This window comes from Streptomyces sp. NPDC015130, assembly GCF_043080005.1.
GTDB lineage: Bacteria > Actinomycetota > Actinomycetes > Streptomycetales > Streptomycetaceae > Streptomyces.
Genome location: NZ_JBIBVC010000002.1, coordinates 257,341 through 283,875 on the forward strand (window position 1 = coordinate 257,341; position 26,535 = coordinate 283,875).

A 26,535-nucleotide genomic window follows, 5' to 3' on the forward strand; every position below is an offset into this window, starting at 1 on the left:
CGACGGCTCCGGTGCGGACGACGAAGCCCCGCAGGACATCGCGCCTCATGGCGCGGGCCCTGCGGGGCTCGGTCGTGTAAGGGGTGCGGGGCTACCGCTCAGGGGGCCGTCAGTGGCCGCCGCCCTGTTCGTCGCGGCGGCGCTGCCACCGCTCCTCGATCCGATTCATGGTGGAGCGTCGCTGCCGGGTCTGGCGACCGCCGGCCGCCGTCCCACCCCTGGCCTGCTGTTCGCCCGGCTTGGGCGCCTTGCGCCATCCGGTGACCGCCAGGACCGCGCAGCCCAGCATGACGAGGAAACCCACCACGCTGATCCAGATCTGCTGTGCGACCATTCCGGCCATGAGGAGCGCGATACCCACCAGGAAGCCGGCGACTGCCTGGTAAACCCGTCGGCGGGTGTACGTACGCAGCCCGCTTCCCTCGAGCGCTGTCGCGAACTTGGGATCTTCGGCGTACAGCGCTCGCTCCATCTGCTCGAGCATTCGCTGCTCGTGCTCCGAGAGCGGCACGGAGTCCTCCTAGTCGTCGGTCGCGGGGGCGACCGGTTTGCGGCCCTTTCAGGATAGGCAGGGAATCGCCCCCGTGAAACCCGCCCACAATGCCGAATAGCCAATCCGGGCCGCCATGCGGATCGGTTGCTGAGGCGTTGATTCCCCAGCGCCATCTCCGTCATGCCGGATGGTGTCCCCCGATCATACGGGGCGGAACGCCACATCGGGCGGGCTGTGGCGTACTCCATCGACGCCCGGGGCCCGCACCGCCGAACGGGTGCCGGTGGCCGTCAGGCGCGCTTCTCGCCGAGAACGTGCAGCTGGGTGGCGATGGCGTGGAAGGAAGGCAGCTCCGCGGCGGCCGCCTCCAGCTTCAGGAGGGCCTCGGCGGCGCCCGGCTCGGTGTCCACGAGGACGCCGGGAACCAGGTCGGCGAAGACCCGGACGCCGTGCACGGCGCCGATCTCGAGACCGGCCTCCGCCGTGAGCTCGGCGAGCTGCTCGGCGGAGAAGCGGCGGGGCACGGGGTCTCCCGCGCCCCAGCGGCCGTCCGGGTCGGTCAGCGCGTGCCGCGCCTCGGTGAAGTGTCCGGCGAGCGCGCGGGCCAGCACGGCGCCGCCGAGCCCGGCGGCGAGCAGGCTGAGGCTGCCCCCGGGACGGAGCGCGGCGACCGCGTTCCGCACGCCCTCGGCGGGGTCGTCGACGTACTCCAGGACGCCGTGGCAGAGCACGGTGTCGTACGCCTCGCGCTCGACCACGTCGAAGAGGCCGTGGATGTCTCCCTGGACGCCGGTGACCCGGTCCGCGACCCCGGCCTCGGCGGCCCGGCGCTCCAGCGCGAAGAGGGCGTTGGGGCTGGGGTCGACGACCGTGACGCGGTGCCCGAGGCGGGCCACCGGCACGGCGAAGTTCCCGGAGCCGCCGCCCGTGTCGAGGACGTCGAGGCTGTCCTTCCCGGTGGCCTTGACCCGGCGGTCGAGGGCGTCCTTGAGGACGTCCCAGACGACGGCGGTACGCAGGGAGGCGCGCGACGGTCGCGAGGACGTCTCTCGACCGAAGACAGGGGAAGGGTCCGGCACGGCTGTTGACTCCTCGGTGACGGGTACGGACGCTCCCCACCCTATGGCCTCGGGCCTGCGTTTCGGATCATCCGTCGGCCTCTCCGGCCCCTGGCTGGCGGGGCAGCGTCGGCTGCAGGGCGAGCAGCCGCTCGACCAGCCGCAGGAACAGGGCGGCGTCCCGGAGCAGGTCGTCGGCCTCGCGGCGGGTCGCCGCGCTCGTGATCCCGGCCTCGGCGCGGGCCCTGCGCTGGGCGCCGGAGGCGAAGAGGGCGCTCCACTCGGTCAGCTCGGGGGCGAGCCGGGGCAGCAGCTCCCAGGCACTCCTTATGCGCCGGCGGTCGCGGGGCGAAGCCTCGGGCCTGGCCCGGGCGGCGAGGACGGCGGCCGCGGCCCGCAGGGCGGCGAGGTGGGCGGTGGCGTACCGCTCGTGGGGCCGGTCCAGCGCGGCGGCCTCGTCGAGTCCGGCGCGGGCCTTGGCGAGCAGGTCGAGGGCGGCGGGCGGGGCGGTGGCGCGGCGCGGGACGGGGTGGACGTCGGAGGCGGGTCCGGAGCGTGCGGGAGCGGTGGGGCCGCCGGGTCGGGGGCCGGGCGCGGCTGCTGCGGAAGGACTGGCCATGACGTGCCTCCTGTCGTCGCGTGACGGCTCCGTGGCCGTATGTGTCCATCGTGCCGGGCCCCACTGACAATGCGGCTGACCTGGGATTTTGCGTGATCGACTACCCCGGGGTAACTTTTGGACTGACCAGTCAGTTCAAAAATGGGGAAGTGGGGGTGGGCCCGTGGGAGCGGAGGCAGAGGAGCAGCCGCACGGCGCCGCCGTCGTCGCGGACGGCTTCGGACTGAAGGGACCGCGCGGCTGGGCCTTCCGGGAGGTCTCCTTCCGGGCCGAGCCGGGCGCACTGGTGGCGATCGAGGGCCCGTCCGGCTCCGGCCGCACGTGCCTCCTGCTCGCCCTCACGGGCCGCATGAAGGCCACGGAGGGGCACGCCGAGGTCGGCGGGGTGCGGCTGCCCCGCAAGCTGGGCGCGGTGCGCCGGATCAGCGCGCTCGGGCAGGTGCCCGGGGTCAGCGAGCTGGATCCCGCCTTCACCGTCGCCGAGCACCTGCGGGAGCGGGCGCTGCTCCAGCGCCGCTTCGACGGTTCCGTACGGGCCTTCCTGCGGCGCCCCGCCGAGCGGGCCGCGGAGGCCCGGGCCCGGATCGACGAGGCCGTCGCGGCCTCCGGACTCGACCTCGCCGCCCTGCCGAAGGGCGAGCGGACCTCCGTACGCGACCTGGAGCGGCTGGAGGCCCTGCGGCTCTCGATCGCGCTGGCCCTCATCGGCCGGCCCCGGCTGCTCGCCCTGGACGACACGGACCTGAAGCTCTCGGACGCCGACCGGGCCGAGGTCTGGGCGCTGCTGCGCTCGGTGGCCGAGGCCGGTACGACCGTCCTCGCCGTCTGCGCCGAGGCCCCGGCGGACGCCCAGCGGATCACGACGGTCACCGGGACGCCGGAGCGGACGGAACCGAAGGAAGCGAAGGAACCGGCCAAGGCCCCCGAGCCGACGAAGGCCAAGGGCCCGGGCAAGGCCACGGAGCCGACGAAGGCCAGGGGTCCGGGCAAGGCCACGGAGCCGTCGAAGGCCCCGGCCGTGGAGAGGACCCCGGACCCGGTCCAGGAGAAGCCCGCGAAGCCGGAGAAGGCGAAGGCCACCGAGCCCACGAAGGCCGAGCGCCTGGAGAAGGCCACCGAGCCGGGGAAGGCCACGAAGCCGGAGAAGCCCGCCGAGGCCCCGGCGCCCGAGCCCGCGCCGGCCGCCGAGACCACGGAGCCCGAGCCCGGCGCGACCGAGCCCCGCAAGACCGAAGCCGCCGCGGTCACCGCCGCGGACGGGACCACCCAGGACGACACCGAGGAGGGGGCGGCCGATGCGCTCGCCGAAACTGGCCGCTCTTGAGCTGAAGCGCTTCGGCAGGGGAAAGCTGCCGCGCGCCGCGCTCGTCGCGATCCTGCTGCTGCCGCTGCTCTACGGCGCCCTGTACCTGTACTCGTTCTGGGACCCGTACAGCAGGCTCGACAAGATCCCCGTCGCCCTCGTCAACGAGGACCGGGGCGCCACCGCCGACGGCAAGCAGATCAACGCCGGTGACGACATCGCCGAGGGGCTCCTGGAGAGCAACACCTTCGCGTGGCACCGGGTGAGCGACGCCGAGGCCCGCAAGGGCGTCGAGGACGGCACGTACTACCTGTCCCTCACCATGCCGGGCGACTTCAGCTCGCGGATCGCCTCCAGCTCCGGCGACTCCCCCGAGACCGGCGCCCTGCGGGTCCGGACGAACGACGCCAACAACTACATCGTCGGCCAGATCTCCCGCACGGTCTTCTCCGAGGTGCGCACGGCGGCCTCCACCAAGTCCTCGCGCACCTTCCTCGACAAGATCTTCATCTCCTTCTCCGACATCCACGAGGCCACCGCGAAGGCGGCCAAGGGCGCGGACGACCTCAAGGACGGTGTCGACAAGGCGAAGAAGGGCTCCAAGGACCTGGCCGCCGGCCTCAAGGACGCCAAGGCGGGCAGCGGTGACCTGGCCGCCGGGCTGAAGAAGCTCGACAAGGGCGCCCGGGACCTGGAGAACGGTTCCCGCAAGGTCGCGAACGGCACGCAGAAGCTCGCCGACAAGGTCAACGGCACCGCCGACAAGGTCCGCCCGTACCTGGCGAACAACGGCACGTCGATCCGCGACAGCGCCCGCCTCGCCTCGGACTCCATCACGGCCGTCCGCAACAACCTCGACGACCTCGTCCGGCGCGCCCCGATCGTCCGCGCCGGCGCGCACGCGGCGAACGACGGACTCGCCACCCTCCACCGCGACGAGTGCGAGAAGAACCCGGAGCCCGACGCCAGGGTGTGCGGGGTGCTCAAGAAGGCCACGGTCTCCGCGAACGACGTGGCGACCATCGCCGACGACGTGCACGCCCTGACCAAGAACAGCACCGGCGACCTCAAGACCCTGGACGCGCGGCTCGTCAAGCTCAAGAAGCAGGCCGACGAACTGGCCGTCCGCGCCCCTCACCTCGACGAGGACGTCGAGGACGCCATCAGGAAGATCAACGAGCTCAACGCGGGCGCCAAGAAGGTCGCCGATGGCGCGGACAGGCTCCACACCGGCATCAGCGGCGCCAAGAGCGGCGCGGCCGGCCTCGACACCGGCATCGGCAAGCTGAAGAAGGGCGCGGGCGAGCTCGACGGCGGCCTGTTCAAGCTGGCCGACGGCTCCGGCGCGCTGGCCGTCGGCCTGCACGACGGGGTCAAGCAGATCCCCGACTACGACGAGCAGGACCGCGACCGGCGTACGGAGGTCATGGCCGACCCCGTGCAGCTGGCCTCCCAGTCCCTGCACAAGGCGCCGAACTACGGCACCGGCTTCGCCCCGTACTTCATCCCGCTCTCCCTCTGGGTCGGCGCGATGGTCGCGTACATGATCATCCAGCCGCTGAACCGGCGCGCCCTCGCGGCCGGCGGATCGGCCTGGCGGATCGCGCTCGCGGGCTGGCTCCCGGTGGCGGCGATCGGCATCCTCCAGGTCGGGGCCCTCATGTCCGTCCTGCACTGGGGCCTCGGCCTCCAGATGGCCAGGGCCGCCGGCACCATCGGCTTCCTCGCCCTGGTCACCTGCTGCTTCGCCGCGATCATCCAGTGGCTCAACGCCCGCTTCGGCGCGGCCGGCCGGATCCTCGTGCTCGCGGTGCTGATGCTCCAGCTGACCTCGGCGGGCGGCACCTACCCCGTCCAGACCAGCCCGGGCTTCTTCAACGCGATCCACCCCTTCCTGCCGATGACGTACGTGGTCGAGGCGCTGCGCCGGCTGATCACGGGCGGCGGGATCGAACCGGTCTGGCAGGCCTGCGCGGTGCTGACCGCCTTCACCCTGGGCGCCCTGGCCCTGACCGCCGTCTCCGCCCGCAAGCGGCAGGTCTGGACGCTCGACCGACTCCACCCCGAGCTGACCCTGTGAGACAGGGCCGGTGACACCCGCGACACCTGTGAGAATCGACCCCATGGACAGCAGCAGCACCCGACGCCAGGCCACGCGCGCGAAGCTCTACGAGGCGGCCGTCACCCTCATCGCGGAGCAGGGATTCTCCGCGACGACGGTGGACGAGATCGCCGAGCGGGCCGGGGTGGCCAAGGGCACGGTCTACTACAACTTCAAGAGCAAGACCGAGCTCTTCGAGGAGCTGCTGCGGCACGGGGTCTCGCTCCTCACCGCCTCGCTGCGGGCCGCGGCGGAGGAGACGGACGAGCGGGGCGGCAGCCGGATCGACGCCCTGGACGCGATGATCCGGGCGGGGCTCGTCTTCATCGACCGCTACCCGGCCTTCACCCAGCTCTACGTGGCCGAGCTCTGGCGCACCAACCGGGCCTGGAACTCGACCCTCCTGGTGGTCCGCCAGGAGGCCGTCGCGGTGGTCGAGGGGGTCCTGCGGGAGGGGGTCGCCGCCGGGGAGCTGAGCGAGGACATCGACGTCCAGCTGACGGCGGCGGCGCTGGTCGGGATGGTGCTCGTGGCGGCGCTCGACTGGCAGGCCTTCCAGAGCGAGCGTTCGCTCGACGACGTGCACGCGGCGCTCTCGCGCCTGCTGCACGGCCGGGTCGGCGGCCGATAGGCCGTACGGCCGACCGGGCTGTACGGCCTACGGGGCTGTACAGCCTGCCGGGTGTACGGCCTGCCGGACCGTACGGCCGACCGGCAGGGACGCGAAAGGCCGGTGCGGTGAGGCTCGATCCCCCCGAGCCTCACCGCACCGGCCTTCTTCTTCGCGTGCACCCCCGTGCACCCCCGTGCACCCCCGAGGCACATCCCCCGTACCCCGGAGTCGGTAGGTGCGCGGCCCCGTTCCGCAGCCCCGTGCCGGCGGTGCCGGCGCCGCGCCCCTTCCGTGGTCACCACTCTTCCGTCCGGACCGGTCCCGGCCCATCCGCGCACCTACTCATCTCGCCCTCTAGGTACGGATACTCAGTCCTGGTTACCATCGCGGGCGTGTCGGTACTCCCCCTGGTGTTCACCAGCGGCTGGGCGAGCGGGATCAACGCGTACGCGGTGGTCCTGCTGCTCGGCGTCTTCGGCGCGACCGGGCTGACCGACGAGGTGCCCGAGTCCTTGCAGCGCACCGATGTCCTCGTCGTCGCGGGCGTGCTGTTCCTGTGCGAGGCGGTGGCGGACAAGATTCCGTACGTCGACTCGGCCTGGGACTCCGTCCACACGGTGATCCGGCCGATCGCGGGGGCCGTGATCGCCGCGCTCCTCGCCGGCCAGGACGGATCGCTGCCCCAGCTCGCGGCGGGCGCGGTCGGCGGCACGACCGCCCTCCTGAGCCACTTCGTCAAGGCCGGGACGAGGATGGCGGTCAACACCACGCCCGAGCCCTTCTCCAACATCGCGCTGAGCCTGGCGGAGGACCTCGGGGTGGCCGCGATCGTCACCTTCGCCATCTTCAACCCGGTGGCGGCGTCGGTCATCGCGGCCGTCCTGCTCGCCCTGGGCCTGGCCATACTGTTCTTCCTCGCCCAGAAGATCCGGCGCTTCCTGCGGCGCCGGTCCCAGCGCCGTGAGGAGAAGCAGCTGGCGTACGCGGGCAGACGCGCGGCGCGGACACCTCCCCCACCGGACGAGTCCGACCACTTCTGAGCGGTGTCCGGCCCGCCGGATAGGGTCGCTGACATGGCACGGATTGTGGTGATCGGCGCGGGACTCGGCGCCATGGCGACGGCGGCCCGACTGGCCGTGGCGGGCCACCGGGTGACGGTCTACGAGCGGACGGCGACGTACGGCGGAGCGGTCGGCCGCTTCGCCCGCGAGGGCTTCGCCTTCGACACCGGCCCGGGGCTGCTGCACCTGCCCGCCGTCTACCGGGACCTGTTCGTGAAGACGGGCAAGGAGCCCCTGGAGGAGTGCGTCGCCCTGACCCAGGTCGACCCGGCGAGCCGTCATGTCTTCGCGGACGGCACGCGCGTCGACCTGCCAAACGCCTCCCGGGCCGGCACGGTCTCCGCCCTGGACGCCGCGTTCGGCGCGGGCGCGGGCGAGCGCTGGGGCGAGTTCCTGGTGCGGGCCCGCGAGGCCTGGGACCGGACCCGGCGCCCGCTCCTGGAGGAGCCGCAGCCGGCCGACCCCGCGCCGCTGGCCCGCGAGCCGTACCCGGCGCTCAAGGCGGGGCTGCTGCGCCGGCCGACGACGACGCTCGCCCAGGTGGGCGCGCGGGAGCTGGGCGATCCCCGGCTCGCCGCCCTGCTCGACGCGTACGCGTGGTCGTACGGCTTCGACCCGGCGACCGCCCCGGCCGCCGCGGCCGTCCTGCCGTACATGGAGCAGACCTTCGGCAGTTGGTACGTGGGCGGGGGCCTGCGGGCCCTGGCCGACGCGGTGTACGAGCGCTGCCGGAAGCGGCGGGTGGAGTTCGTCTTCGAGGCGCCCGTGGAGGAGGTCCTGGAGAAGGACGGCCGGGCGGCCGGCGTCGGGCTCGCCGGGGGCGAGACGGTCGAGGCCGACCACGTGGTCTCCGGCGCGCCGGTCCCGGTGCTCTACGGCGACCAGGTCATCGGCTGGGAGCGGCAGGACGACCGGCCCCGCCACCAGGAGATCGGGACGAGCCGGGTGACGGTGTGTCTGGCCCTGCGCGGCCCCCGGGAGACGGCGGCGGTCCACCGCACGGTCGTGCACGGGGCCGGCGAGCGTCCGACCGTGACGGTGCTGCGGCCGGACGACCCGGCGCTGCGGCCCGACGACTCCCACGAGGCCGTGACGGTCACGGCGACGGTCCGCGCGGCTTCGGGAGAGGACTGGGACGCCTTCGCCGACCGGATGGTCGACGCGGCCGGTCTCGCCGTCCCCGGCCTGCGGGAGCGGCTGCTGTGGCGGCACGTCCGCACCCCGGAGGACGTGCGGCGGGACACCGGGTCGGCCGTGGTGCCGGGCCCGGCCCTCGGCGGCGGCCGCGGCCGGCTGCTCCCGGCCGCCAACCGCTCGCCGCTGCCGGGGCTCTGGTTCGCGGGCGGCTGGTCCCACCCGGGCGGCGGGCTCGCCCACGCGGGCATGTCGGGCGCGCTGGTGGCGGGCCTGATCGTGGAGGGCGTGGACTTCCGCGGCTCGCGCTGAGGGCGCGCCCGGTCAGTAGCGGTACTGCTGCTGCTCGTCCGGGTGCTGCTCGTAGCCGTACGGGCTCTGCCCCTGCGGCGCCTGCTGCGGGGGCTGTTCGGTGTCGCGCTGCTGCGGGACCCAGACGCCACCGGGCGGGGTGTCATAGGTGTACGAGGGGGCGTAGGGGTCGCCGTAGTACGAGGTGTACTGCTGGCCGTCCGTGCCCGGCCCGATGTACGGGTCGGAGTAGGCGGCGTACTGCTGCTGCGCGGCGGGCGCGCCGTAGTCGTAGGCCGGCTGCTGCTGGTCGTAGGCCGGGGCGTACGGGTCGTAGGCGGGCTGCTGGGGCTGCTGCTCGTACCCGGTGCCGTAGCCCGCGCCCTGACCGGTGTCGTGGTGACCCGTGTCCTGGTGGCCGGTGTCGTGGTGCCCGGTGTGGCCCGTGCCCTGGTGGCCGGCGATGTCGTAGATCCCGTACTGGCCGGTCTCGTCGGGCATCGGCTGCGGCTCGTAGACCGCGGTGGTCTCGGCGGCGGGGTCCTCGTGAGGCCGGCCGTCCGCCGTGGCGTAGGCGTCGTTCGTGTCGTACGAGAGCTCGGTGACCTCCAGCGTCGGACCGGCCTGCGCCGGGGCGCCCGCCTTGCGGCGGCGGCTCGCGCCCGGGTTCCCGCCGATCGCCCAGCCGGTGGAGAAGCCGCGGCGGAAGGAGAGGGTCACATAGGTCTGGCCGACGGCGAAGGCGACCGCGCCGGCGACGATGACTCCGACCGAGGGCAGCAGGACGCCCAGGACCACACCGAGGAAGCCGGTGAAGGCGAGCACGCGCCAGCGCAGGCGTGCCTTGTACTGGAGGAGCACCTCCCCCAGCAGCCACAGTGCGACCACGCCGAACGCGATGTAGAGGACCGTCCACCCCATGCCCCGCCGCCCCTCTCCACGGTCACCGCCGCGGGTCGGGGCGGGTACGACCGGTCACGACTGCTGGTGCAGTCCGAGATTCTCGTAGATCTCGAGCGTCGCGGTGGAGCTGTTCAGCGTGATGAAGTGCAGTCCGGGGACACCCTCGGAGAGCAGACGCGCGCAGAACTCCGTCGCGAACTCGATACCGATGGAGCGTACAGCGGCCGGATCGTCCTTGACCGCGAGGATGCGGTCTTTCACATGCGCCGGGAAGGCCGCGTTGCTCAGCTGCGGCAGCCGGTCGAGGGTCTTGACGTTCACAACGGGCATGACCTCGGGGATGATCGGGGTCTCGCAGCCCGCCTTGGCGACGCTGTCGCGCAGCCGCAGATAGTTCTCCGGATCGAAGAACATCTGGGTGATCGCGTAGTCGGCGCCGGCGCGGCACTTGTCCACGAAGTGCCGGATGTCCGTGTCCCAGTCGGTGGAGCGGGGGTGCATCTCGGGGAAGGCCGCGACACCGACGCAGAAGTCGCCCGACTCCTTGATGAGGCGGACCAGGTCGGCGGCGTACAGCACGCCCTCCGGGTGCTCGACCCACTCCCCCAGCGGGTCGCCGGCCGGGTCGCCGCGCAGCGCGAGCATGTTGCGGATGCCGGCGTCGGCGTACTGGCCGAGGACGTTGCGCAGTTCGGCCACCGAGTGGTCGACGGCGGTGAGGTGCGCGACGGGGGTGAGCGTGGTGTCGGAGGCGATCTTCTGGGTGGCCTTGACCGTGCCGCCCCGGGTGGTGCCGCCGGCGCCGTAGGTCACGGAGACGAAGCTGGGGCCGACTGCCTCGACCCGGCGCATCGCGTTCCAGAGGACCTGCTCGCCCTTCGCGGTCCGCGGCGCGTAGAACTCGAAGGAGTACGACGTGCCGCCGGACGCGAGGATCTCGCGAACCGTGCGTGCGCGGTCCGAGCGGACGGAAGCGGTACCTAGGGCCATACGGGCAGGTTAGACGGGTGTCGAGGACCCGCGTAGACGCTGTCCGCGTTGTGGACAATTTTTCGGACATTCTTCCGGGACGCCCTTCCGGGCGCCCCGGAGGGTCGTCGCGCGCGGAGCCGCTCAGTCCGCGGCGCGCTCCCGGACACGCTTGGCGAGGGCCGCGGTGGCGGCCGCCGGGTCCGCTGCCTCGGTGATCGCCCGGACGACGACGATCCGCCGGGCGCCCGCGTCCAGGACCTCGTCGAGGTTGGTCTCGTCGATGCCGCCGATGGCGAACCAGGGGCGGTTCTGAGCCAGACCCGCCGTGTACCGCACGAGGTCGAGCCCCGGCGCGTACCGCCCGGGCTTGGTGGGGGTGGGCCAGCAGGGCCCGGTGCAGAAGTAGTCCACGCCCGGCTCGACGGCGGCCGCGGCGGCCTCGGACTCGGCGTGGCAGGAGCGGCCGATCAGGACCCGCTCGCCGAGGATCGCGCGGGCGGCGGGCACGGGCAGGTCGCCCTGGCCCAGGTGGAGGACGTCGGAGCCGATGGCGTGGGCGACGTCCGCCCGGTCGTTGACCGCGAGGAGCCTGCCGTGTCGGCGGGCGGCCTCGGCGAAGACGGCGAGGTGCTCCAGCTCCTCGCCGGCCTCCATGCCCTTGTCGCGGAGCTGCACGATGTCCACGCCGGAGGAGAGCACGGCGTCGAGGAAGTCGGGCAGGTCGCCCTGGCGCTTCCGGGCGTCGGTGCACAGGTAGAGCCGGGCGTCGGCGAGCTGCTCACGAGGCGTGGGCATGGGTGGGTTCCCCCCGTCGGTGTAGCCGGTGCCGCGGCGGCCGGCCCGTGGGGGCCGGTCGCCGCGACACCCGGCTGATGGTGTCTTCGGTGCGTGCGGGCGTCAGATGGCGAGCGCCTGAGCGCGGCGCTTCACCTCCGTGCCGCGGTTCTCGTTGAGCGCCTGCGCGGGCGTGCCCGGCAGGCTCTCGTCCGGAGTGAAGAGCCACTCCAGCATCTCCTCGTCGGTGAAGCCGTCGTCCCGGAGGACCGTGAGGAGTCCGGTGAGGCCCTTGACGATCTTGTCGCCCTGGATGAAGGCGGCGGGAACCTGCAGGGACCTGTTCTCTCCGCGTCGCACGGCGATGAGCTGGCCGTCCTTGATCAGCTGTCGCACACGCAGCACGTCGACATCGAGCGCCTCCGCGATGTCGGGCACGTAGAGCCAGGCGGGGACGAGCGCATCGATCTTTACGTCAATCTCGGTCACAGGACAAGCCTGCCATCCCGGACTGACACCCGGTAGTCGGGCCCTACCCGACCGCCGCCTTCAGGGGGACGGACGGGTCCGCCGCGCGCGCCGGGTCGACGGTGGTGGCGGTCTCGATGAGCTTGCGGCCCTGGGCCAGGTCGCGGGGGCGGCCGACGGCCAGGAGGGCGACCGGGACCCGGGCGCGCAGCCAGAGCACGGTCCAGGTGTCGTCCGCCGGGTCGCCGCGCCACAGCAGCTCGTCGGCGTCCGCGTGGTGTCCGGCGTACTGGACGAAGCGGCCGAACTGCTCGGACCAGAAGTACGGCACGGGGTCGTACGGGCCGGTGTCGGCGCCGGTGATCGTCGCGGCGACCGTGCGCGGGCCCTGGAGGGCGTTGTCCCAGTGGTGGACGAGGAGGCGCTCGCCGTAGCGGGCGGAGGGGTAGGAGGCGCAGTCGCCGACGGCGTACACGTCGGGCAGGGACGTGCGGAGCCGCTCGTCGGCGGTGACGGCGCCGCTCGGGTCGAGGGCGATGCCGGAGCCGGCGAGCCAGCCGGTGGCGGGGCGGGCTCCGATGCCGACGACGACGGCGTCGGCGGGCAGCTCGCGGCCGTCGGCGAGGACGACCCGGCCGGGTTCGACCGTGTCCACGCGCGCGTGGGTGAGGAGTTCGGCGCCGTTCGCCCCGTACCAGCCGGCCATGGGGGCGGCGACCTCGGCGGGCAGGGCTCCGGCGAGGGGGCGGTCCGCCGCCTCGACGACGGTGACGGCGCAGCCCGCCTCGCGCGCGGCGGTGGCGAACTCGGCGCCGATCCAGCCCGCGCCGACGACCACGACGGAGTGGCGGCGCTCCAGGACGGGGCCGAGGCGCACGGCGTCGTCGAGGGTGCGCAGCAGGTGGACCCCGGGGACGCCCTCGGCGCCGGGCAGGGTGATCGGGTGGGCGCCGGTGGCGACGACCAGGACGTCGTACGGGACGGGTCCGGCCTCGGTGTCGAGCTCGTGGTCGGCGGCGCGCAGCCCGGTGACGTCGAGGCCGAGGCGGAGTTCGACGTCGAGGGCCTCGAAGTCGACGTCGAAGGCGGAGTCCTCTGCCTTGCCGAGGAGGATCGCCTTGGAGAGCGGGGGCCGGTCGTAGGGCTGGTGGGGCTCGGCCCCGATGAGGGTGACGGGGCCGGTGAAGCCCTGTTCGCGCAGGGCGACGGCGGTCTGCACCCCCGCCATCCCGGCGCCGACGATCACGACCTGCTGCTGGGCCTGCTTCTGCTCGCTCACCCGACCACCTTACGCATCTGACGGACCGTCAGGAAGTGTGGGGCCGGGGAGCGGCCGGGGAGGGGTCTGTGGCCGGCCGCGGGCGGAGGCTAGTCTGACGGACGTAAAGCACTCGCGGGAGCCCGGACGCACCGGGCTGAGAGGGAGGCTGGGCGGCCTCCGACCGTACGAACCTGATCCGGGTCATGCCGGCGAAGGGAGGGGCTGGACGCCCATGCGTTCTTCCGATGTCCTCGTGGTCGGGGGCGGCATCATCGGCCTGGTCACGGCCTGGCGGGCCGCGCGGCGCGGACTGCGCACCGCCGTGGTCGACCCGGACCCGGGCGGCGGCGCCGCGCGGGTCGCGGCCGGGATGCTCGCCGCCGTCACCGAACTCCACTACGGCGAGGAGACCCTGCTCGGGCTCAACCTCGCCTCCGCCGCGCGCTATCCCGCGTTCGTCGCCGAGCTGGAGGAGTCCACCGGCCACGACGTGGGCTACCGCGCCTGCGGGACCCTGGCCGTCGCCCTCGACGCCGACGACCGGGCCCATCTACGCGAACTCCACGCCCTCCAGACGCGCTGCGGCCTCTCGTCGGAGTGGCTGAGCGGGCGCGACTGCCGCCGCCTCGAACCGATGCTGGCCCCGGGTGTGCGCGGCGGGCTGCGCGTGGACGGCGACCACCAGGTCGACCCGCGCCGACTGGCCGCCGCGCTGCTCCTCGCCTGCGAGCGGGCCGGGGTGGTCTTCCACCGCGTCCTCGCGGAGCGCCTGACGGTCGTGCGCGACCGGGCCCGCGGGGTCCTCCTCGCCGACGGTGAGGAGCTGACGGCCGAGCAGGTCGTCCTCGCCGCGGGCAGCCTCAGCGGGCGGCTCGCGGGCGTGCCGGACGAGGTGCTGCCCCCGGTCCGCCCGGTGAAGGGCCAGGTCCTGCGGCTGCGGATCCCGGCCGCGTACGCCCCCTTCCTCTCCCGCACCGTCCGGGCCGTCGTCCGCGGCAGCCACGTCTACCTCGTACCGCGCGAGAACGGCGAGCTCGTCGTCGGCGCCACCAGCGAGGAGCTCGGCTGGGACACCACGGTCACGGCCGGCGGGGTGTACGAGCTGCTGCGGGACGCCCACGAGCTCGTCCCCGGCATCACCGAGCTCCCGCTCACCGAGACGCTGGCCGGACTGCGCCCCGCGTCCCCGGACAACGCGCCGCTGCTCGGCCCCACCACCCTGCCCGGCCTGCACCTGGCCACCGGCCACTACCGCAACGGGGTGCTGCTCACCCCGCTCACTGGCGACGTCATGGCGGAGCTGCTCACCACGGGCACCCTCCCCGAGGAGGCGCGCCCCTTCACCCCCCGCCGTTTCTCGCCGATCCGTCTGGAGCAGCCCGCATGAACGTGTCCGTGAACGGAGAGGCGCGCGAGCTCACCGGCCCCGTCTCCCTCGACGCCCTCGTCGCGACCCTGAGCACGGCCCCGACCGGGGTGGCCGCGGCCGTCAACGAGGCGGTCGTGCCGCGCAGCGAATGGGCGGTGACGCTCCTCGGCGAGGGCGACCGCGTCGAGGTGCTGACCGCGGTGCAGGGAGGCTGAGCGCGATGTCCGACGACGTGTTCGTCCTCGGCGGTACGGAGTTCTCGTCCCGCCTGATCATGGGCACCGGCGGCGCGCCGAGCCTCGACGTCCTGGAGCGCTCGCTGGTCGCCAGCGGCACCGAGCTGACCACCGTCGCGATGCGGCGGCTCGACCCGACGGTCCAGGGCTCGGTGCTCTCCGTCCTGGAGCGGCTCGGCATCCGGGTCCTGCCCAACACGGCGGGCTGTTTCACGGCGGGCGAGGCGGTCCTGACCGCCCGGCTCGCCCGGGAGGCGCTCGGCACCGACTGGATCAAGCTGGAGGTCGTCGCCGACGAGCGGACGCTGCTGCCGGACGGCGAGGAGCTCCTCGCCGCGGCCGAGACGCTCGTGGACGACGGCTTCACCGTCCTCCCCTACACCAACGACGACCCGGTCCTCGCCCGGAAGCTGGAGGACGTGGGGTGCGCGGCGATCATGCCGCTCGGCTCCCCGATCGGCTCGGGGCTCGGCATCCGCAACCCGCACAACTTCCAGCTGATCGCGGAGCGGGCGGGGGTACCGGTGATCCTGGACGCCGGGGCGGGCACCGCCTCGGACGCGGCGCTCGCGATGGAGCTGGGGTGCGCGGCGGTGATGCTGGCCTCGGCGGTGACGCGGGCGCAGGAGCCGGTGCTCATGGCGTCGGCGATGCGGCACGCGGTGGAGGCGGGCCGGCTCGCGCACCGGGCGGGCCGCATCCCCCGCCGCCACTTCGCGGAGGCCTCGTCCCCGGTGGAGGGCCGCCCCCACCTGGACCCGGAGCGCCCGGCCTTCTGAGCCGGTCCGGCTGCGGCGCTCGTCACAGGTGCGCTGCAAGACCGGGACATCCGCGCGGGGGCCGTGTCCACGGCTCGTAGACTCGTCGCCGTGGACACGACCCTTCAGGACCCCCTCGTCGGGCGGCTGCTCGACGGCCGCTACCGCGTCGACGCGCGCATCGCCGTCGGCGGGATGGCCACGGTCTACCGGGCCGTCGACACCCGCCTCGACCGCGTCCTCGCGCTCAAGGTGATGCACCCCGCCCTCGCGACGGACGCCGCCTTCGTCGAGCGGTTCATCCGCGAGGCGAAGTCCGTCGCCCGGCTCGCCCACCCGAACGTCGTGGGCGTCTTCGACCAGGGCGCCGAGGGCGCGTACGTCTACCTGGCGATGGAGTACGTCGCCGGCTGCACCCTCCGCGACGTCCTGCGCGAGCGCGGCGCCCTCACGCCCCGCGCCGCGCTGGACATCCTGGAGCCGGTCCTCGCCGCGCTCGGCGCCGCGCACCGGGCCGGGTTCGTGCACCGGGACATGAAGCCGGAGAACGTCCTGATAGGGGACGACGGCCGGGTCAAGGTGGCCGATTTCGGTCTCGTACGGGCCGTGGGCTCGGCGACCGCCACCACCGGCTCGGTCCTCGGCACGGTCTCGTACCTGGCGCCGGAGCAGATCGAGCACGGCACGGCCGACACCCGCGCCGACGTGTACGCCTGCGGTGTCGTGCTGTACGAGATGCTGACCGGCGCCAAGCCCCACGCGGGCGACACCCCCGCCCAGGTCCTCTACCAGCACCTCCACACGGACGTGCCCGCCCCGTCCGCCACCACCCCCGGGCTCGCCCCGGAGCTGGACGGGCTGGTCGCGGCCGCCACCGCCCGCAACGCCGACCTCCGCCCGGACGACGCCGTCGCGCTGCTCGCCCTCCTCCGCGAGGCCCGCGCCGCGCTCGGCGACGAGCAGCTGGACGCCGAGCCTCCGCAGGCGCGCTCCGAGGCCCGGGACACCGCCGAGGACCGGACGAGCGTGATCGCCCGCGCCGTGCCGGCCGAGTCCGACGTCCAGCAGGTGCAGCACACGAACCGGCTGCCGGCCCCGGAGGCTCCCCCGGCCGCGCCCCGCAGGCGCGCCACCGCCGTCTCCCGCGCCCCTCGCGGCCCGCTCCTGATCGTCCTCGGCGTCCTGCTCGCGCTCGGTCTCGGCGCCGGCGTCTGGTACATCAACTCCGGCCAGTTCACCCGCGTCCCGGCCGTCCTCGGCCAGACCGAGGCAGCCGCGACCCAGCGGATCAAGGACACCGGCCTGGACGTCGGCACGACGAAACGTGCCTTCAGCGACGTGTACGAGCGCGGCACGGTCATGGCCGTCGACCCCGCGCCCGGCGAGCGCGTCCGGGGCAACGCCACGGTCGTCCTCACGCTCTCGCGCGGCCCGGAGATCGTGAAGGTGCCCAACCTCAGGAACAAGCCCCTCGCGGAGGCCAAGCGCCTCCTGGCGGAGGAGGGCCTGGCTCCCGGGGTCATCACGAACGAGTTCAGCGACTCGGTCGCCCAGGGCGCCGTGATCGGCTCCGACCCCGAGCCCGGCACCGAGCGCCGCCCCGATTCGGCCGTCGCCCTGGTGGTCAGCAAGGGCTCCCCGGTCGACGTGCCCGACGTCACCGCCGAGACCGTCACCGACGCGACGGCCACGCTCCAGGAGGCCGGCCTCACCGTGCGGGTCGCGCCGGAGCGGATCCACTCGCCGGAGGACGCCGGCACGGTCGCCGCCCAGTCCCTCGCCGAGGGCAGCCGGGCCGCCGAGGGCGACACGATCACCCTCACCGTCTCCAAGGGCCCGAAGCTGGTCGAGGTCCCGGACGTCACGGAGGAGAGCACCGAGGACGCCCGGACGATCCTGGAGGACGCGGGCTTCGAGGTGGAGGTCAAGAAGTCCTTCCCCTACCTGGGCGACACGGTCGCGAGCCAGTCCGTGGAGGGCGGCGAGACCGCGCCCGAGGGCTCCACCGTCACCATCACGATCAAGGGACTCTAGAGCTCATGCGCAACCCCGTCGGCGGCCACGTCCCCGTGGCCGGTGGCCTCGCCACGACCGGCCTCGCCTACGCCCGCGTGCTCGGCGCCGAGACCGTGCAGGTCTTCGTCGCCAACCCGCGCGGCTGGGCCACCCCGGTCGGCAACCCCGCCCAGGACGAGCGCTTCCGGGCCGAGTGCGAGGCCGAGTCGATCTCGGCCTGGGTCCACGCCCCGTACCTGATCAACTTCGGCTCCCACACCGAGGCCACCGTGGAGAAGTCGGTCGAGTCGCTGCGGCACTCGCTGCGCCGGGGCCGCGAGATCGGCGCGAAGGGCGTGGTGGTGCACACCGGCTCGGCGACCGCGGGCCGCCCGCGCGAGGTGGCCCTCGCCCAGGTGCGGGAGCGGATGCTGCCGCTGCTCGACGAGCTGACCCACGCGGACGACCCGTACCTCCTCCTGGAGTCCACGGCCGGCCAGGGCTTCTCGCTCTGCTCGCGCGCGGAGGACTTCGGCCCGTACTTCGACGCGCTCGACCGCCACCCGAAGCTCGGCATCTGCCTCGACACCTGCCACATCTTCGCCGCGGGTCACGACCTCGCGGAGCCGGGCGGCGCGGTGCGGACGCTCGACGAGCTGGTCGCGACCGTCGGGGAGGGCCGGCTGAAGCTGATCCACGCCAACGACTCGAAGGACGTCGTCGGCGCCCACAAGGACCGCCACGCCAACATCGGCGCCGGCCACATCGGCGAGGACGCCTTCCGCGCGCTGCTGCGCCACCCGGCGACGGACGGGGTGCCGCTGATCATCGAGACCCCGGGCGGCACGGAGGGGCACGTGGCGGACGTGGAGCTCCTGAAGAAGCTGCGGGGCTGACCCGGCGGGCAGACCCGTCGGGGAACACCCCCGCTACAGCTCCGGGCCGTCCCCCGGCTCCTCCTGGTACGAGTACCGCTGCTCCGTCCACGGGTCACCGAGGTTGTGGTAACCGCGCTCCTCCCAGAAGCCCCGGCGGTCGGCGGCCATGTACTCCACGCCCCGGACCCACTTGGGCCCCTTCCAGGCGTACAGATGGGGAACGACGAGCCGCAGCGGGAAGCCGTGCTCGGCGGTGAGCAGCTCGCCGCCCTTGTGGGTGGCGAAGATCGTGCCGTCGGCGGCGAAGTCGGCGAGCCGCATGTTGGCGCTGTAGCCGTACTCGGCCCAGACCATCACATGCGTGACCTGCGGCGCGGGCGGAGCCAGTTCGAGGATGGTCCGGGCGGGCACCCCACCCCATTCGGCCCCGAGCATGCTGAATTTCGTGACGCAGTGCAGATCGGCCACGACCGTGGAGAACGGCAGGGCCGAGAACTCCTCGTGGTTCCAGCACCGCTTGTCGCCGTCCGCCGTCGCGCCGAAGACGCGGAACTCCCACCGGTCCGGCTTGAACTTGGGGACGGGCCCGTAGTGGGTGACCGGCCAGCCGCGCTGCAGCCGCTGACCCGGCGGAAGGTCCGGCGAACGATCCGGCTCCCCCGCTTCCCCTTCCCGGCGTTCTCCGCTCTCCGGCTGACCCATGTCATCCATGGTGACAGACGGCGAGGGGTGGTCATGACCAGCCGACCTCCCACCCGACCGGGATTCGGGCAACTCCCACTAAGCCTGCACTTACTGGACGCCCCCCATTCGGGGTGCGAGGATGCGGCCATCCTGCCCAGTGACGGCACAGACACGCAACGTGGAAGTGGAAGGAGCCTCTGCGATGCAGGGCGACCCCGAGGTCCTCGAGTTTCTCAACGAGCAGCTGACCGGCGAGCTGACGGCCATCAACCAGTACTGGCTGCACTATCGCATCCAGGACAACAAGGGGTGGACGAAGCTCGCCAAGTACACCCGCGAAGAGTCCATCGATGAGATGAAGCACGCGGACAAGATCACCGAGCGCATCCTGATGCTCGACGGTCTGCCGAACTACCAGCGGCTCTTCCACGTCCGGGTCGGACAGACGATCACCGAGATGTTCCAGGCCGACCGCCAGGTCGAGGTGGAGGCGATCGACCGCCTCAAGCGCGGGATCGAGGTCATGCGCGCGAAGGGCGACATCACCTCCGCCAACCTCTTCGAGGAGATCCTCGCCGACGAGGAGCACCACATCGACTACCTGGACACGCAGCTGGAGCTGATCGAGTCCCTGGGCGAGGCGCTCTACATCTCGACCCTGATCGAGCAGCCGAGCTAGCAGACCCGCTCAGGCGGCTTCGGCTCAGGCGGCTTCGTCGAGCTCCGTGTAGGAGGTCTCCGCGTAGGAGGTCTCCGCGGCCAGGGCAGGCATGCCCTGGTCCACGAGCTCGCGGCGGGGGCAGTTGCCGCGCCCGAGGATGGCCTGGATGCGACGGACACAGGAACCGCAGTCCGTTCCGGCCTTGCAGGCCGAGGCGATCTGGCGCGGCGTGCAGGCGCCCGCGTCGGCGTGCTCCTTGACCTGCTTCTCCGTGACACCGAAGCATGAGCAGACGTACACGCGGTTCACCTCCCGCCGAGATCGATAAGGCTAACCTAACCTTACCCGGCGGGCCGGAGCCTCAAAAGCCCTGGCTACGACGATGGGGCGCGGATCACATGGATCCGCGCCCCATCGTCGTAGATACCTACCGACTGATCACGTCACTGGTCGCGGTACATCTCCGCCACGAGGAAGGCCAGGTCGAGGGACTGGCTGCGGTTGAGGCGGGGGTCGCAGGCGGTCTCGTAGCGCTGGTGGAGGTCGTCGACGAAGATCTCGTCGCCGCCGCCCACGCACTCGGTGACGTCGTCACCGGTGAGCTCGACGTGGATGCCGCCCGGGTGGGTGCCGAGCTCCTTGTGGACCTCGAAGAAGCCCTTGACCTCGTCGAGGACGTCGTCGAAACGGCGCGTCTTGTGGCCGGAGGCGGCTTCGAAGGTGTTGCCGTGCATCGGGTCGGTGACCCAGGCGACGACCGCGCCCGAGGCGGTGACCTTCTCGACGAGCTCGGGGAGCTTGTCGCGGACCTTGTCGGCGCCCATGCGGACGATGAAGGTCAGCCGGCCCGGCTCGCGGTCCGGGTCGAGACGGTCGATGTACGTCAGTGCCTCGTCCACCGTGGTGGTCGGGCCGAGCTTGATGCCGATCGGGTTGGCGATCTGCGAGCAGAACTCGATGTGCGCGTGGTCCAGCTGGCGGGTGCGCTCACCGACCCAGACCATGTGGCCCGAGGTGTCGTACAGCTTGCCGGTACGCGAGTCCGTACGGGTCAGGGCACCCTCGTAGTCCAGGAGCAGCGCCTCGTGGGAGGCGTAGAACTCCACGGCCTTGAACTCCGCCGGGTCGGTGCCACAGGCCTTCATGAAGTTCAGCGCGTTGTCGATCTCCCGCGCCAGCTGCTCGTAGCGCTGGCCCGAGGGGGACGACTTCACGAAGTCCTGGTTCCAGGCGTGCACCTGGCGCAGGTCCGCGTAGCCACCGGTGGTGAAGGCGCGCACCAGGTTGAGCGTGGAGGCGGAGGCGTTGTACATCCGCTTCAGGCGCTCGGGGTCCGGGATACGGGCCTTCTCGTTGAAGTCGAAGCCGTTGACCGAGTCGCCCCGGTACGTCGGCAGGGTCACGCCGTCACGCGTCTCGGTCCCCTTGGAACGGGGCTTGGAGTACTGGCCGGCGATACGGCCGACCTTCACCACCGGCACGGAGGCCGCGTAGGTGAGGACGGCACTCATCTGGAGCAGCGTCTTGAGCTTGGCCCGGATGTGGTCGGCGGACACCGCGTCGAAAGCCTCGGCGCAGTCGCCGCCCTGGAGCAGGAACGCCTCGCCACGGGCGACGGCTCCCATCCGGGCGCGCAGCTGGTCACACTCGCCGGCGAAGACGAGCGGAGGATAGGACTCGAGGTCCGCGATCACATCGCGCAGAGCCTCGGCATCGGGGTACTCGGGCTGCTGCGCCGCGGGCAGGTCTCGCCAGGTCGCCTTGGCGACGGCGTGGGTATCAGCGTTCACGGTCACGCCCACTACATTACGGGGTCCTTCGCCCCATCTCGGCCCTCTGCCCAATGGCTGAGACGGCCGTCCGAAATGTCTGTCGATGGTCTTCACGCCTTCGGGTGGTGTTACCCTCTGGCCCGTTTCACTAGTTGACAGTCGAATCACAGGGGTGGGCGTGACCCAGAGGCACCGCAGGGACCGCAAGAAGAAACGTCTCATGTACGGAGCGGCGGCCGCGGTCGTCGCCACAGCCACGCTCGGCACCCTCGCGGTCGCGTCGCCGGGCCTCCTCGGCGCGACGGACGACGCCAAGCCGGCTGCTGGTGACACTTCCCTCCAGTCGCAGTTCGCAAACGCGGCGCGCGAGTTCGACGTGCCGCAGAGCGTGCTGATGGCGGTCTCGTACCGCCAGACGCGATGGGAGTCGCACGACGGGCTGCCGAGCACGACCGGCGCGTACAACGTCATGGGTCTGACGGACGTCGACGCCGAGGACGTCGAGCAGCACGACGACAAGGAGCGCCTCGCGCACCTGAACGCGAGCGGCAAGGCCGAGATCGAGAAGACCTTCGACGAGGCCAAGGCCCTGGCGGCGCTGCCGAAGGAGACCGTCGACACCGACGACCCGCGGCTGCACACCCTGGACAAGGCCGCCGGGCTGATCGACAGCTCCGCCGAGGCCGTGAAGAACGACACCGCCGCTTCGATCCGGGCCGGTGCCGCGCTGCTCGCCGAGTACCAGAAGCAGGCGGGCGCGGAGCTCTCCGAGGACCCGGCCGACTGGTACCCGGCCGTGGCCCGCTACAGCCAGTCCCCCGACCGGAAGGGCGCCGACCTCTTCGCGGAGCGCGTCTTCGAGTCGATCAAGACGGGCGAGCGCGCGCTCACCACCGAGGGCCAGCCGGTCACCCTGCCGGCCGACCCCGGGGTCGAGCCCGTCGAGCCGACGAACGTGCCGCTGGCCGCGAGCTTCGCGAGCACCACGGCGACCCCGACCCCCGAGTGCCCGCCGACCGGCCTGGTGTGCGACTTCCGCCCGGCCGAGGTCCCGAGCACCGGGCAGCGGAACTACACGCTCGCCAACCGCGCCAAGGGCACCCAGCTGGACATCCGCCGGATCGTGATCCACGACACCGAGGGCAGCTACGAGGGCACCATCGCGACCTTCCAGAGCGCGACGGCCAAGGGCAGCGCCCACTACCTGGTCCGCGCGAGCGACGGTCTGGTCACCCAGATGGTCGAGAACAAGAACATCGCGTGGCACGCGGGCAACTGGACCGACAACATGCACGCCGTCGGCGTGGAGCACGAGGGCTACGCCATCAAGGATGGCAAGTGGTACACCGAGCCCCAGTACGAGTCCTCCGCCAAGCTGGTGAAGTACCTCGCGGGCCAGTACGGCATCCCGCTGGACCGTGAGCACGTCATCGGTCACGACGAGGTCCCGGGCCACATCAACGCCAAGGTCTCGGGGATGCACTGGGACGCCGGTCCGTTCTGGGACTGGAACCACTACATGGCCCTCCTCGGCGCCCCGACCGGTGCCGGCGGCGCAGGCGGTCTGCTCCAGGCCGGCCAGCTGGTCCGGGTCGTCCCGCCCTACACCTCGGCGAACCAGCCGAAAATCACCTACGGCGGCAGCACCGTCCCGGCGCAGCCGGCCAACTTCGGCTACCTCTACGAGACGCCGTCGACCACGACGCCGATCAAGGACGAGTACATCCCGAACGTCCTGTGGAGCGACGGCCCGAACTGGGGCAACAAGGTCCGCGCCGGCGGCACCTACGTCGTGTCGGATGTCCGGACCAACTGGACGCAGATCTGGTACGGCGGCAAGAAGGCCTGGTTCCACAACCCGGGCGGCCAGTACACGTCCGTCGTCAAGGACAGCTCGCAGCGGGTCCTGAAGGCCGCGGCCGGCAAGACCCCGCTGATCTACGGCCGCGCCTTCCCCGAGAAGGCCGCGTACCCCGGCACCAACGGCGTCACGGCCCCCACGGACAACCCCGACTATCTGTCGCTGTACTCCTTCGGCAGCGGCGGCGCGTACGTGAAGGCCGGCCCGGTGGTCAAGGGCGACGACTACTTCGGCAGCGCCCAGACGAACGTCGTCGGCACCGACACGTACATCCCGATCCGCTTCAACCACCGCATGGCGTACGTGAAGGCCTCGGACGTCGTCGAGTCCGCCGCGGCCCCCGCGGTCAACGCGACCAACCGCTACAACGTCCTCGCCCGTGACGCCTCCGGTGTCCTCTGGCAGTACCAGGGCACCGGCAACGCGTCCGCGCCGTTCCTGAACCGGTACCGGGTCGGGTCCGGGTGGCAGGTCTACAACGCGATCACGCCCATGACCGCCCTCCGTGCCGACGGCACCGGGGACGCCGTGGCCCGGGACACCTCCGGTGTGCTCTGGTACTACCAGGGCAGCGGCAACCCCGCCGCTCCGTTCAAGGCGCGGCTGCGGACCGGTGGCGGCTGGGGCGTCTACGACAAGATCATCGCCGTCCGGGACGTGACCAACGACGGCAGGCCCGACCTGATCGCCCGTGAGAAGTCGGGTGTCCTGTGGCTGTACAAGGGCACCGGCGTCCCGGCCACCCCGTTCGCGACCCGGCTCCGGGTCGGCGGCGGCTGGCAGACCTACAACGCGATCGTCTCCACCGGCGATCTGGACGGCGACGGCAAGGCCGACCTCATCGGCCGCGACACCGCCGGTGTCCTCTGGTCCTACAAGGGCACCGGCAACGCCACCACCCCGTTCGCCACGCGCTACCGGGTCGGCGGCGGCTGGGGCGCGTACAACAGCATCGTCGGTCCGAGCGACCTGAGCACCGACGGCAAGGGCGACCTGATAGCCCGAGACGGCTCCGGCACGCTCTGGTCGTACAAGGGCACGGGCAGCCTCACCGCGCCGTACGCCCCGCGCGTGAACGCCGGCCCCGGCTGGCAGATCTACAACCTGATCTTCTGATCGGGTAGCTCGCTTCCGCGGGACCCCGGGGTCCGGCTCGCATCGTCCACGGTGCGGACCGGGCCCCGTTTCCGTGGCCCGGCGGCTTCCCGCTGGGTTACAGTGCTCGCATGTTCGCGCCGCAGATCCAGAACTGGTGGTGGACCGCTCATCCGGCGGCCCACTGATCGCGCGTACACCGAACGACACGCGAAGGCCGCCCGAGGGGCGGCCTTTTCTCGTACCCGGGCCGTTCCTCCTCTCCGTACTCCCCCCGGAAGGAACGACGACTCCCCATGGACCTCTCCCGTCTCCTGGACGACTCCTGCCCGCCCTTCGCCCTGCTGCGCAGGCGCACCCCCGGTCGTGACCACGACACCGTGGAGGTGCTGATCGGCCGGGTCCACGAGGCCGAGCGGCTCGCCGAGCTGCCCGTGGGCCCGCTGCCGACGCTGGCGCTCGTGCCCTTCCGGCAGATCCGGGAGCGCGGCTTCGACGTGCGGGACGACGGCACCCCGCTCTCCGTGCTCGTCGCCGAGGAGACGTACGAGCTGCCGCTCGACGAGGCGCTCTCCCGGCTGCCCGCGCACGAGGTGCGTGTCGAGGGCGGGGCCTTCGACGTCTCGGACGAGGAGTACGCCGGGACCGTGCGCCGGGTCATCGACGAGGAGATCGGCTCCGGCGAGGGCGCGAACTTCGTCATCCGGCGCACCTACACCGGCGAGATCCCGGGCTTCGGACGCGCCGACGCCCTCGCGCTCTTCCGGCGGCTCCTCGCGGGCGAGCGGGGCGCGTACTGGACGTTCGTCGTCCACACCGGCGAGCGGACGCTCGTCGGGGCCAGCCCGGAGGTGCACGTGCGGATGTCGGGCGGCACGGTCGTGATGAACCCGATCAGCGGCACGTACCGCTACCCGGCCGGGTCCGCCCCGACCCCCGAGGACCTGCTGGCCTTCCTCGCCGACCGCAAGGAGACCGAGGAGCTCTCCATGGTGGTGGACGAGGAGCTCAAGATGATGTGCACGGTGGGCGACATGGGCGGGGTCGTGGTCGGGCCCCGGCTGAAGGAGATGGCCCATCTCGCGCACACCGAGTACGAGTTGCGCGGTCGCTCCTCGCTGGACGTGCGGGAGGTGCTGCGGGAGACGATGTTCGCCGCGACCGTGACGGGCTCGCCGGTGCAGAACGCCTGCCGGGTGATCGAGCGTCACGAGACCGGCGGGCGCGGCTACTACGCGGGCGCGCTCGCCCTGCTCGGTACGGACGGGAGCGGGGCGCAGACGCTGGACTCGCCGATCCTCATCCGTACCGCCGACATCGACGCGGACGGGCGGCTGCGGGTGCCCGTCGGGGCGACCCTCGTACGGCACTCCGACCCGGCCGGCGAGGTGGCCGAGACCCATGCCAAGGCGGCCGGGGTGCTGACCGCGCTCGGGGTGCGGGAGGGACGGCCGGCGGGGGACGGCGCGGCTCCGGCGCCGGCGCGGCTGGCCGACGATCCGCGGGTGCGGGCCGCCCTGGACGCGCGGCGGGCCGATCTCGCGCCGTTCTGGCTGCGGATGCAGGTCCGGTCGGCGGAGCTGTCGGGGCACGCGCTGGTCGTCGACGCGGAGGACACCTTCACGGCGATGCTCGCGCACGTCCTGCGCTCCTCCGGCCTTGAGGTGTCGGTGCTCCGCTACGACGAGCCGGGGCTGCGCGAGCTGGCCCTCGCCCACGAGGGACCGGTCGTGCTCGGACCCGGGCCCGGGAACCCCTCGGACGCCGCCGACCCGAAGATGCGCTTCCTGCGCGCTCTGACGGCCGAGCTGGTGCGCGACCACCGGCACGGTCTGCTCGGGGTGTGCCTGGGGCACGAGCTGATCGCCGCCGAGCTGGGCCTGGAGATCGTCCGCAAGCGGACCCCGTTCCAGGGGGCCCAGTTGCGGATCGACCTCTTCGGCCAGGAGCAGACGGTCGGCTTCTACAACAGCTTCACCGCCCGCTGCGACGACCGGACGGCGACGGAGCTGGCGCTGCACCGCATCGAGGTCAGCCGCGACCCGGAGACCGACGAGGTGCACGCCCTGCGCGGACCGGGCTTCGCCGGCGTCCAGTTCCACCCGGAGTCGGTGCTCACGACGGACGGGGCGGCCCTGACGGCCTCGCTGCTCGCGGGAGTTCTGGTCTAGGGCC

Annotated in this window: 24 protein-coding genes, 1 pseudogene and 1 riboswitch; of the genes and pseudogenes, 14 read left to right on the forward strand and 11 right to left on the reverse strand. The window is 72.5% G+C overall.

Features of this window, described 5'->3' with window-relative positions; translation table 11 throughout:
- Positions 1–109: 109 nt before the first annotated feature.
- From ACF08F_RS04475 to ACF08F_RS04485, 3 genes are all read right to left on the reverse strand, one after another.
- Positions 110–511 carry a DUF3040 domain-containing protein gene (locus tag ACF08F_RS04475; protein ID WP_024755562.1) on the reverse strand — a complete coding sequence of 134 codons (402 nt, stop codon included), beginning with the start codon at positions 509–511 and terminating at the stop codon, positions 110–112.
- A 272-nt stretch (positions 512–783) separates the two neighbouring features.
- Complete coding sequence (locus tag ACF08F_RS04480) at positions 784–1,572, reverse strand: methyltransferase (RefSeq protein ID WP_392296994.1); 789 nt, start codon at positions 1,570–1,572, stop codon at positions 784–786.
- 67 nt (positions 1,573–1,639) lie between these two features.
- Positions 1,640–2,170 carry an SAV_6107 family HEPN domain-containing protein gene (locus ACF08F_RS04485; protein ID WP_392296995.1) on the reverse strand — a complete coding sequence of 177 codons (531 nt, stop codon included), beginning with the start codon at positions 2,168–2,170 and terminating at the stop codon, positions 1,640–1,642.
- A gap of 163 nt (positions 2,171–2,333) precedes the next feature.
- Here ACF08F_RS04485 and ACF08F_RS04490 point away from each other — a divergent pair.
- The 5 genes and pseudogenes from ACF08F_RS04490 to ACF08F_RS04510 form a co-directional block, all read left to right on the forward strand.
- Positions 2,334–3,155 (forward strand): annotated as a pseudogene (locus ACF08F_RS04490) (ATP-binding cassette domain-containing protein); the annotation flags it as partial.
- Between the two features lie 310 nt (positions 3,156–3,465).
- Positions 3,466–5,553 carry a YhgE/Pip family protein gene (locus ACF08F_RS04495; protein WP_392296996.1) on the forward strand — a complete coding sequence of 696 codons (2,088 nt, stop codon included), beginning with the start codon at positions 3,466–3,468 and terminating at the stop codon, positions 5,551–5,553.
- 43 nt (positions 5,554–5,596) lie between these two features.
- Positions 5,597–6,205, forward strand: a complete 609-nt coding sequence (locus ACF08F_RS04500) for a TetR/AcrR family transcriptional regulator (RefSeq protein WP_141296187.1) — start codon at positions 5,597–5,599, stop codon at positions 6,203–6,205.
- A 374-nt stretch (positions 6,206–6,579) separates the two neighbouring features.
- Positions 6,580–7,227: a DUF4126 domain-containing protein gene (locus ACF08F_RS04505; protein ID WP_392296997.1), complete on the forward strand. Its 648-nt coding sequence runs from the start codon at positions 6,580–6,582 to the stop codon at positions 7,225–7,227.
- 33 nt (positions 7,228–7,260) lie between these two features.
- Complete coding sequence (locus ACF08F_RS04510; protein WP_392296998.1) at positions 7,261–8,694, forward strand: phytoene desaturase family protein; 1,434 nt, start codon at positions 7,261–7,263, stop codon at positions 8,692–8,694.
- 12 nt (positions 8,695–8,706) lie between these two features.
- Here ACF08F_RS04510 and ACF08F_RS04515 read toward each other — a convergent pair whose 3' ends face one another.
- The 5 genes from ACF08F_RS04515 to ACF08F_RS04535 form a co-directional block, all read right to left on the reverse strand.
- Positions 8,707–9,594 carry a hypothetical protein gene (locus ACF08F_RS04515; RefSeq protein WP_392296999.1) on the reverse strand — a complete coding sequence of 296 codons (888 nt, stop codon included), beginning with the start codon at positions 9,592–9,594 and terminating at the stop codon, positions 8,707–8,709.
- 54 nt (positions 9,595–9,648) lie between these two features.
- Positions 9,649–10,566, reverse strand: a complete 918-nt coding sequence (gene metF, locus ACF08F_RS04520) for a methylenetetrahydrofolate reductase [NAD(P)H] (RefSeq protein ID WP_150271133.1) — start codon at positions 10,564–10,566, stop codon at positions 9,649–9,651.
- A gap of 123 nt (positions 10,567–10,689) precedes the next feature.
- Entirely contained in the window at positions 10,690–11,343 is a 654-nt protein-coding gene (thiE, locus tag ACF08F_RS04525) for a thiamine phosphate synthase (RefSeq protein ID WP_392297000.1), read from the reverse strand.
- Between the two features lie 102 nt (positions 11,344–11,445).
- Positions 11,446–11,811, reverse strand: a complete 366-nt coding sequence (locus tag ACF08F_RS04530; protein WP_392297001.1) for an Rv2175c family DNA-binding protein — start codon at positions 11,809–11,811, stop codon at positions 11,446–11,448.
- A gap of 43 nt (positions 11,812–11,854) precedes the next feature.
- Positions 11,855–13,069: an NAD(P)/FAD-dependent oxidoreductase gene (locus ACF08F_RS04535; protein WP_392297002.1), complete on the reverse strand. Its 1,215-nt coding sequence runs from the start codon at positions 13,067–13,069 to the stop codon at positions 11,855–11,857.
- Positions 13,070–13,173: 104 nt separating this feature from the next.
- A riboswitch (TPP riboswitch) is annotated at positions 13,174–13,286 on the forward strand.
- Between ACF08F_RS04535 and thiO the strand changes: the two genes are divergently transcribed.
- From thiO to ACF08F_RS04560, 5 genes are all read left to right on the forward strand, one after another.
- Positions 13,284–14,438 carry a glycine oxidase ThiO gene (gene thiO, locus ACF08F_RS04540; protein WP_392297003.1) on the forward strand — a complete coding sequence of 385 codons (1,155 nt, stop codon included), beginning with the start codon at positions 13,284–13,286 and terminating at the stop codon, positions 14,436–14,438. (Overlaps the previous riboswitch by 3 nt.)
- Positions 14,435–14,635, forward strand: coding sequence for a sulfur carrier protein ThiS (gene thiS, locus ACF08F_RS04545; RefSeq protein WP_392297004.1), 201 nt, complete (start codon positions 14,435–14,437; stop codon positions 14,633–14,635). The genes thiO and thiS overlap by 4 nt, the downstream gene beginning before the upstream one ends.
- 5 nt (positions 14,636–14,640) lie before the next feature.
- Complete coding sequence (locus ACF08F_RS04550; protein ID WP_392297005.1) at positions 14,641–15,435, forward strand: thiazole synthase; 795 nt, start codon at positions 14,641–14,643, stop codon at positions 15,433–15,435.
- 90 nt (positions 15,436–15,525) lie between these two features.
- Positions 15,526–17,448, forward strand: a complete 1,923-nt coding sequence (pknB, locus tag ACF08F_RS04555; protein ID WP_392297006.1) for a Stk1 family PASTA domain-containing Ser/Thr kinase — start codon at positions 15,526–15,528, stop codon at positions 17,446–17,448.
- 5 nt (positions 17,449–17,453) lie between these two features.
- On the forward strand, positions 17,454–18,305 hold the full coding sequence (locus tag ACF08F_RS04560) for a deoxyribonuclease IV (RefSeq protein WP_392297007.1): 852 nt from the start codon (positions 17,454–17,456) through the stop codon (positions 18,303–18,305).
- Between the two features lie 33 nt (positions 18,306–18,338).
- Here ACF08F_RS04560 and ACF08F_RS04565 read toward each other — a convergent pair whose 3' ends face one another.
- Complete coding sequence (locus ACF08F_RS04565) at positions 18,339–18,989, reverse strand: sulfite oxidase-like oxidoreductase (protein ID WP_392297008.1); 651 nt, start codon at positions 18,987–18,989, stop codon at positions 18,339–18,341.
- A 184-nt stretch (positions 18,990–19,173) separates the two neighbouring features.
- Here ACF08F_RS04565 and bfr point away from each other — a divergent pair, with 184 nt between their 5' ends.
- Entirely contained in the window at positions 19,174–19,650 is a 477-nt protein-coding gene (gene bfr, locus ACF08F_RS04570; RefSeq protein WP_024755581.1) for a bacterioferritin, read from the forward strand.
- Positions 19,651–19,674: 24 nt separating this feature from the next.
- Here the strand turns inward: bfr and ACF08F_RS04575 are convergent, their stop codons facing one another.
- Together ACF08F_RS04575 and ACF08F_RS04580 are read right to left on the reverse strand one after the other, a co-directional pair.
- A complete protein-coding gene (locus ACF08F_RS04575) occupies positions 19,675–19,941 on the reverse strand; it encodes a bacterioferritin-associated ferredoxin (RefSeq protein ID WP_392297009.1) in 267 nt (88 codons plus the stop codon).
- 134 nt (positions 19,942–20,075) lie between these two features.
- Complete coding sequence (locus tag ACF08F_RS04580) at positions 20,076–21,422, reverse strand: class II 3-deoxy-7-phosphoheptulonate synthase (RefSeq protein WP_392297321.1); 1,347 nt, start codon at positions 21,420–21,422, stop codon at positions 20,076–20,078.
- Between the two features lie 160 nt (positions 21,423–21,582).
- On the opposite strand from ACF08F_RS04580, the gene ACF08F_RS04585 reads away from it, so the two are divergent.
- The 3 genes from ACF08F_RS04585 to ACF08F_RS04595 all read left to right on the forward strand — a co-directional run bounded on the left by ACF08F_RS04585 (position 21,583) and on the right by ACF08F_RS04595 (position 26,531).
- A complete protein-coding gene (locus ACF08F_RS04585; protein ID WP_392297010.1) occupies positions 21,583–24,381 on the forward strand; it encodes an N-acetylmuramoyl-L-alanine amidase in 2,799 nt (932 codons plus the stop codon).
- A gap of 110 nt (positions 24,382–24,491) precedes the next feature.
- Positions 24,492–24,548 carry a trp operon leader peptide gene (locus tag ACF08F_RS04590; protein WP_071892416.1) on the forward strand — a complete coding sequence of 19 codons (57 nt, stop codon included), beginning with the start codon at positions 24,492–24,494 and terminating at the stop codon, positions 24,546–24,548.
- A gap of 108 nt (positions 24,549–24,656) precedes the next feature.
- Positions 24,657–26,531, forward strand: coding sequence for an anthranilate synthase family protein (locus ACF08F_RS04595; protein ID WP_392297011.1), 1,875 nt, complete (start codon positions 24,657–24,659; stop codon positions 26,529–26,531).
- The last annotated feature ends 4 nt before the right edge of the window (positions 26,532–26,535 follow it).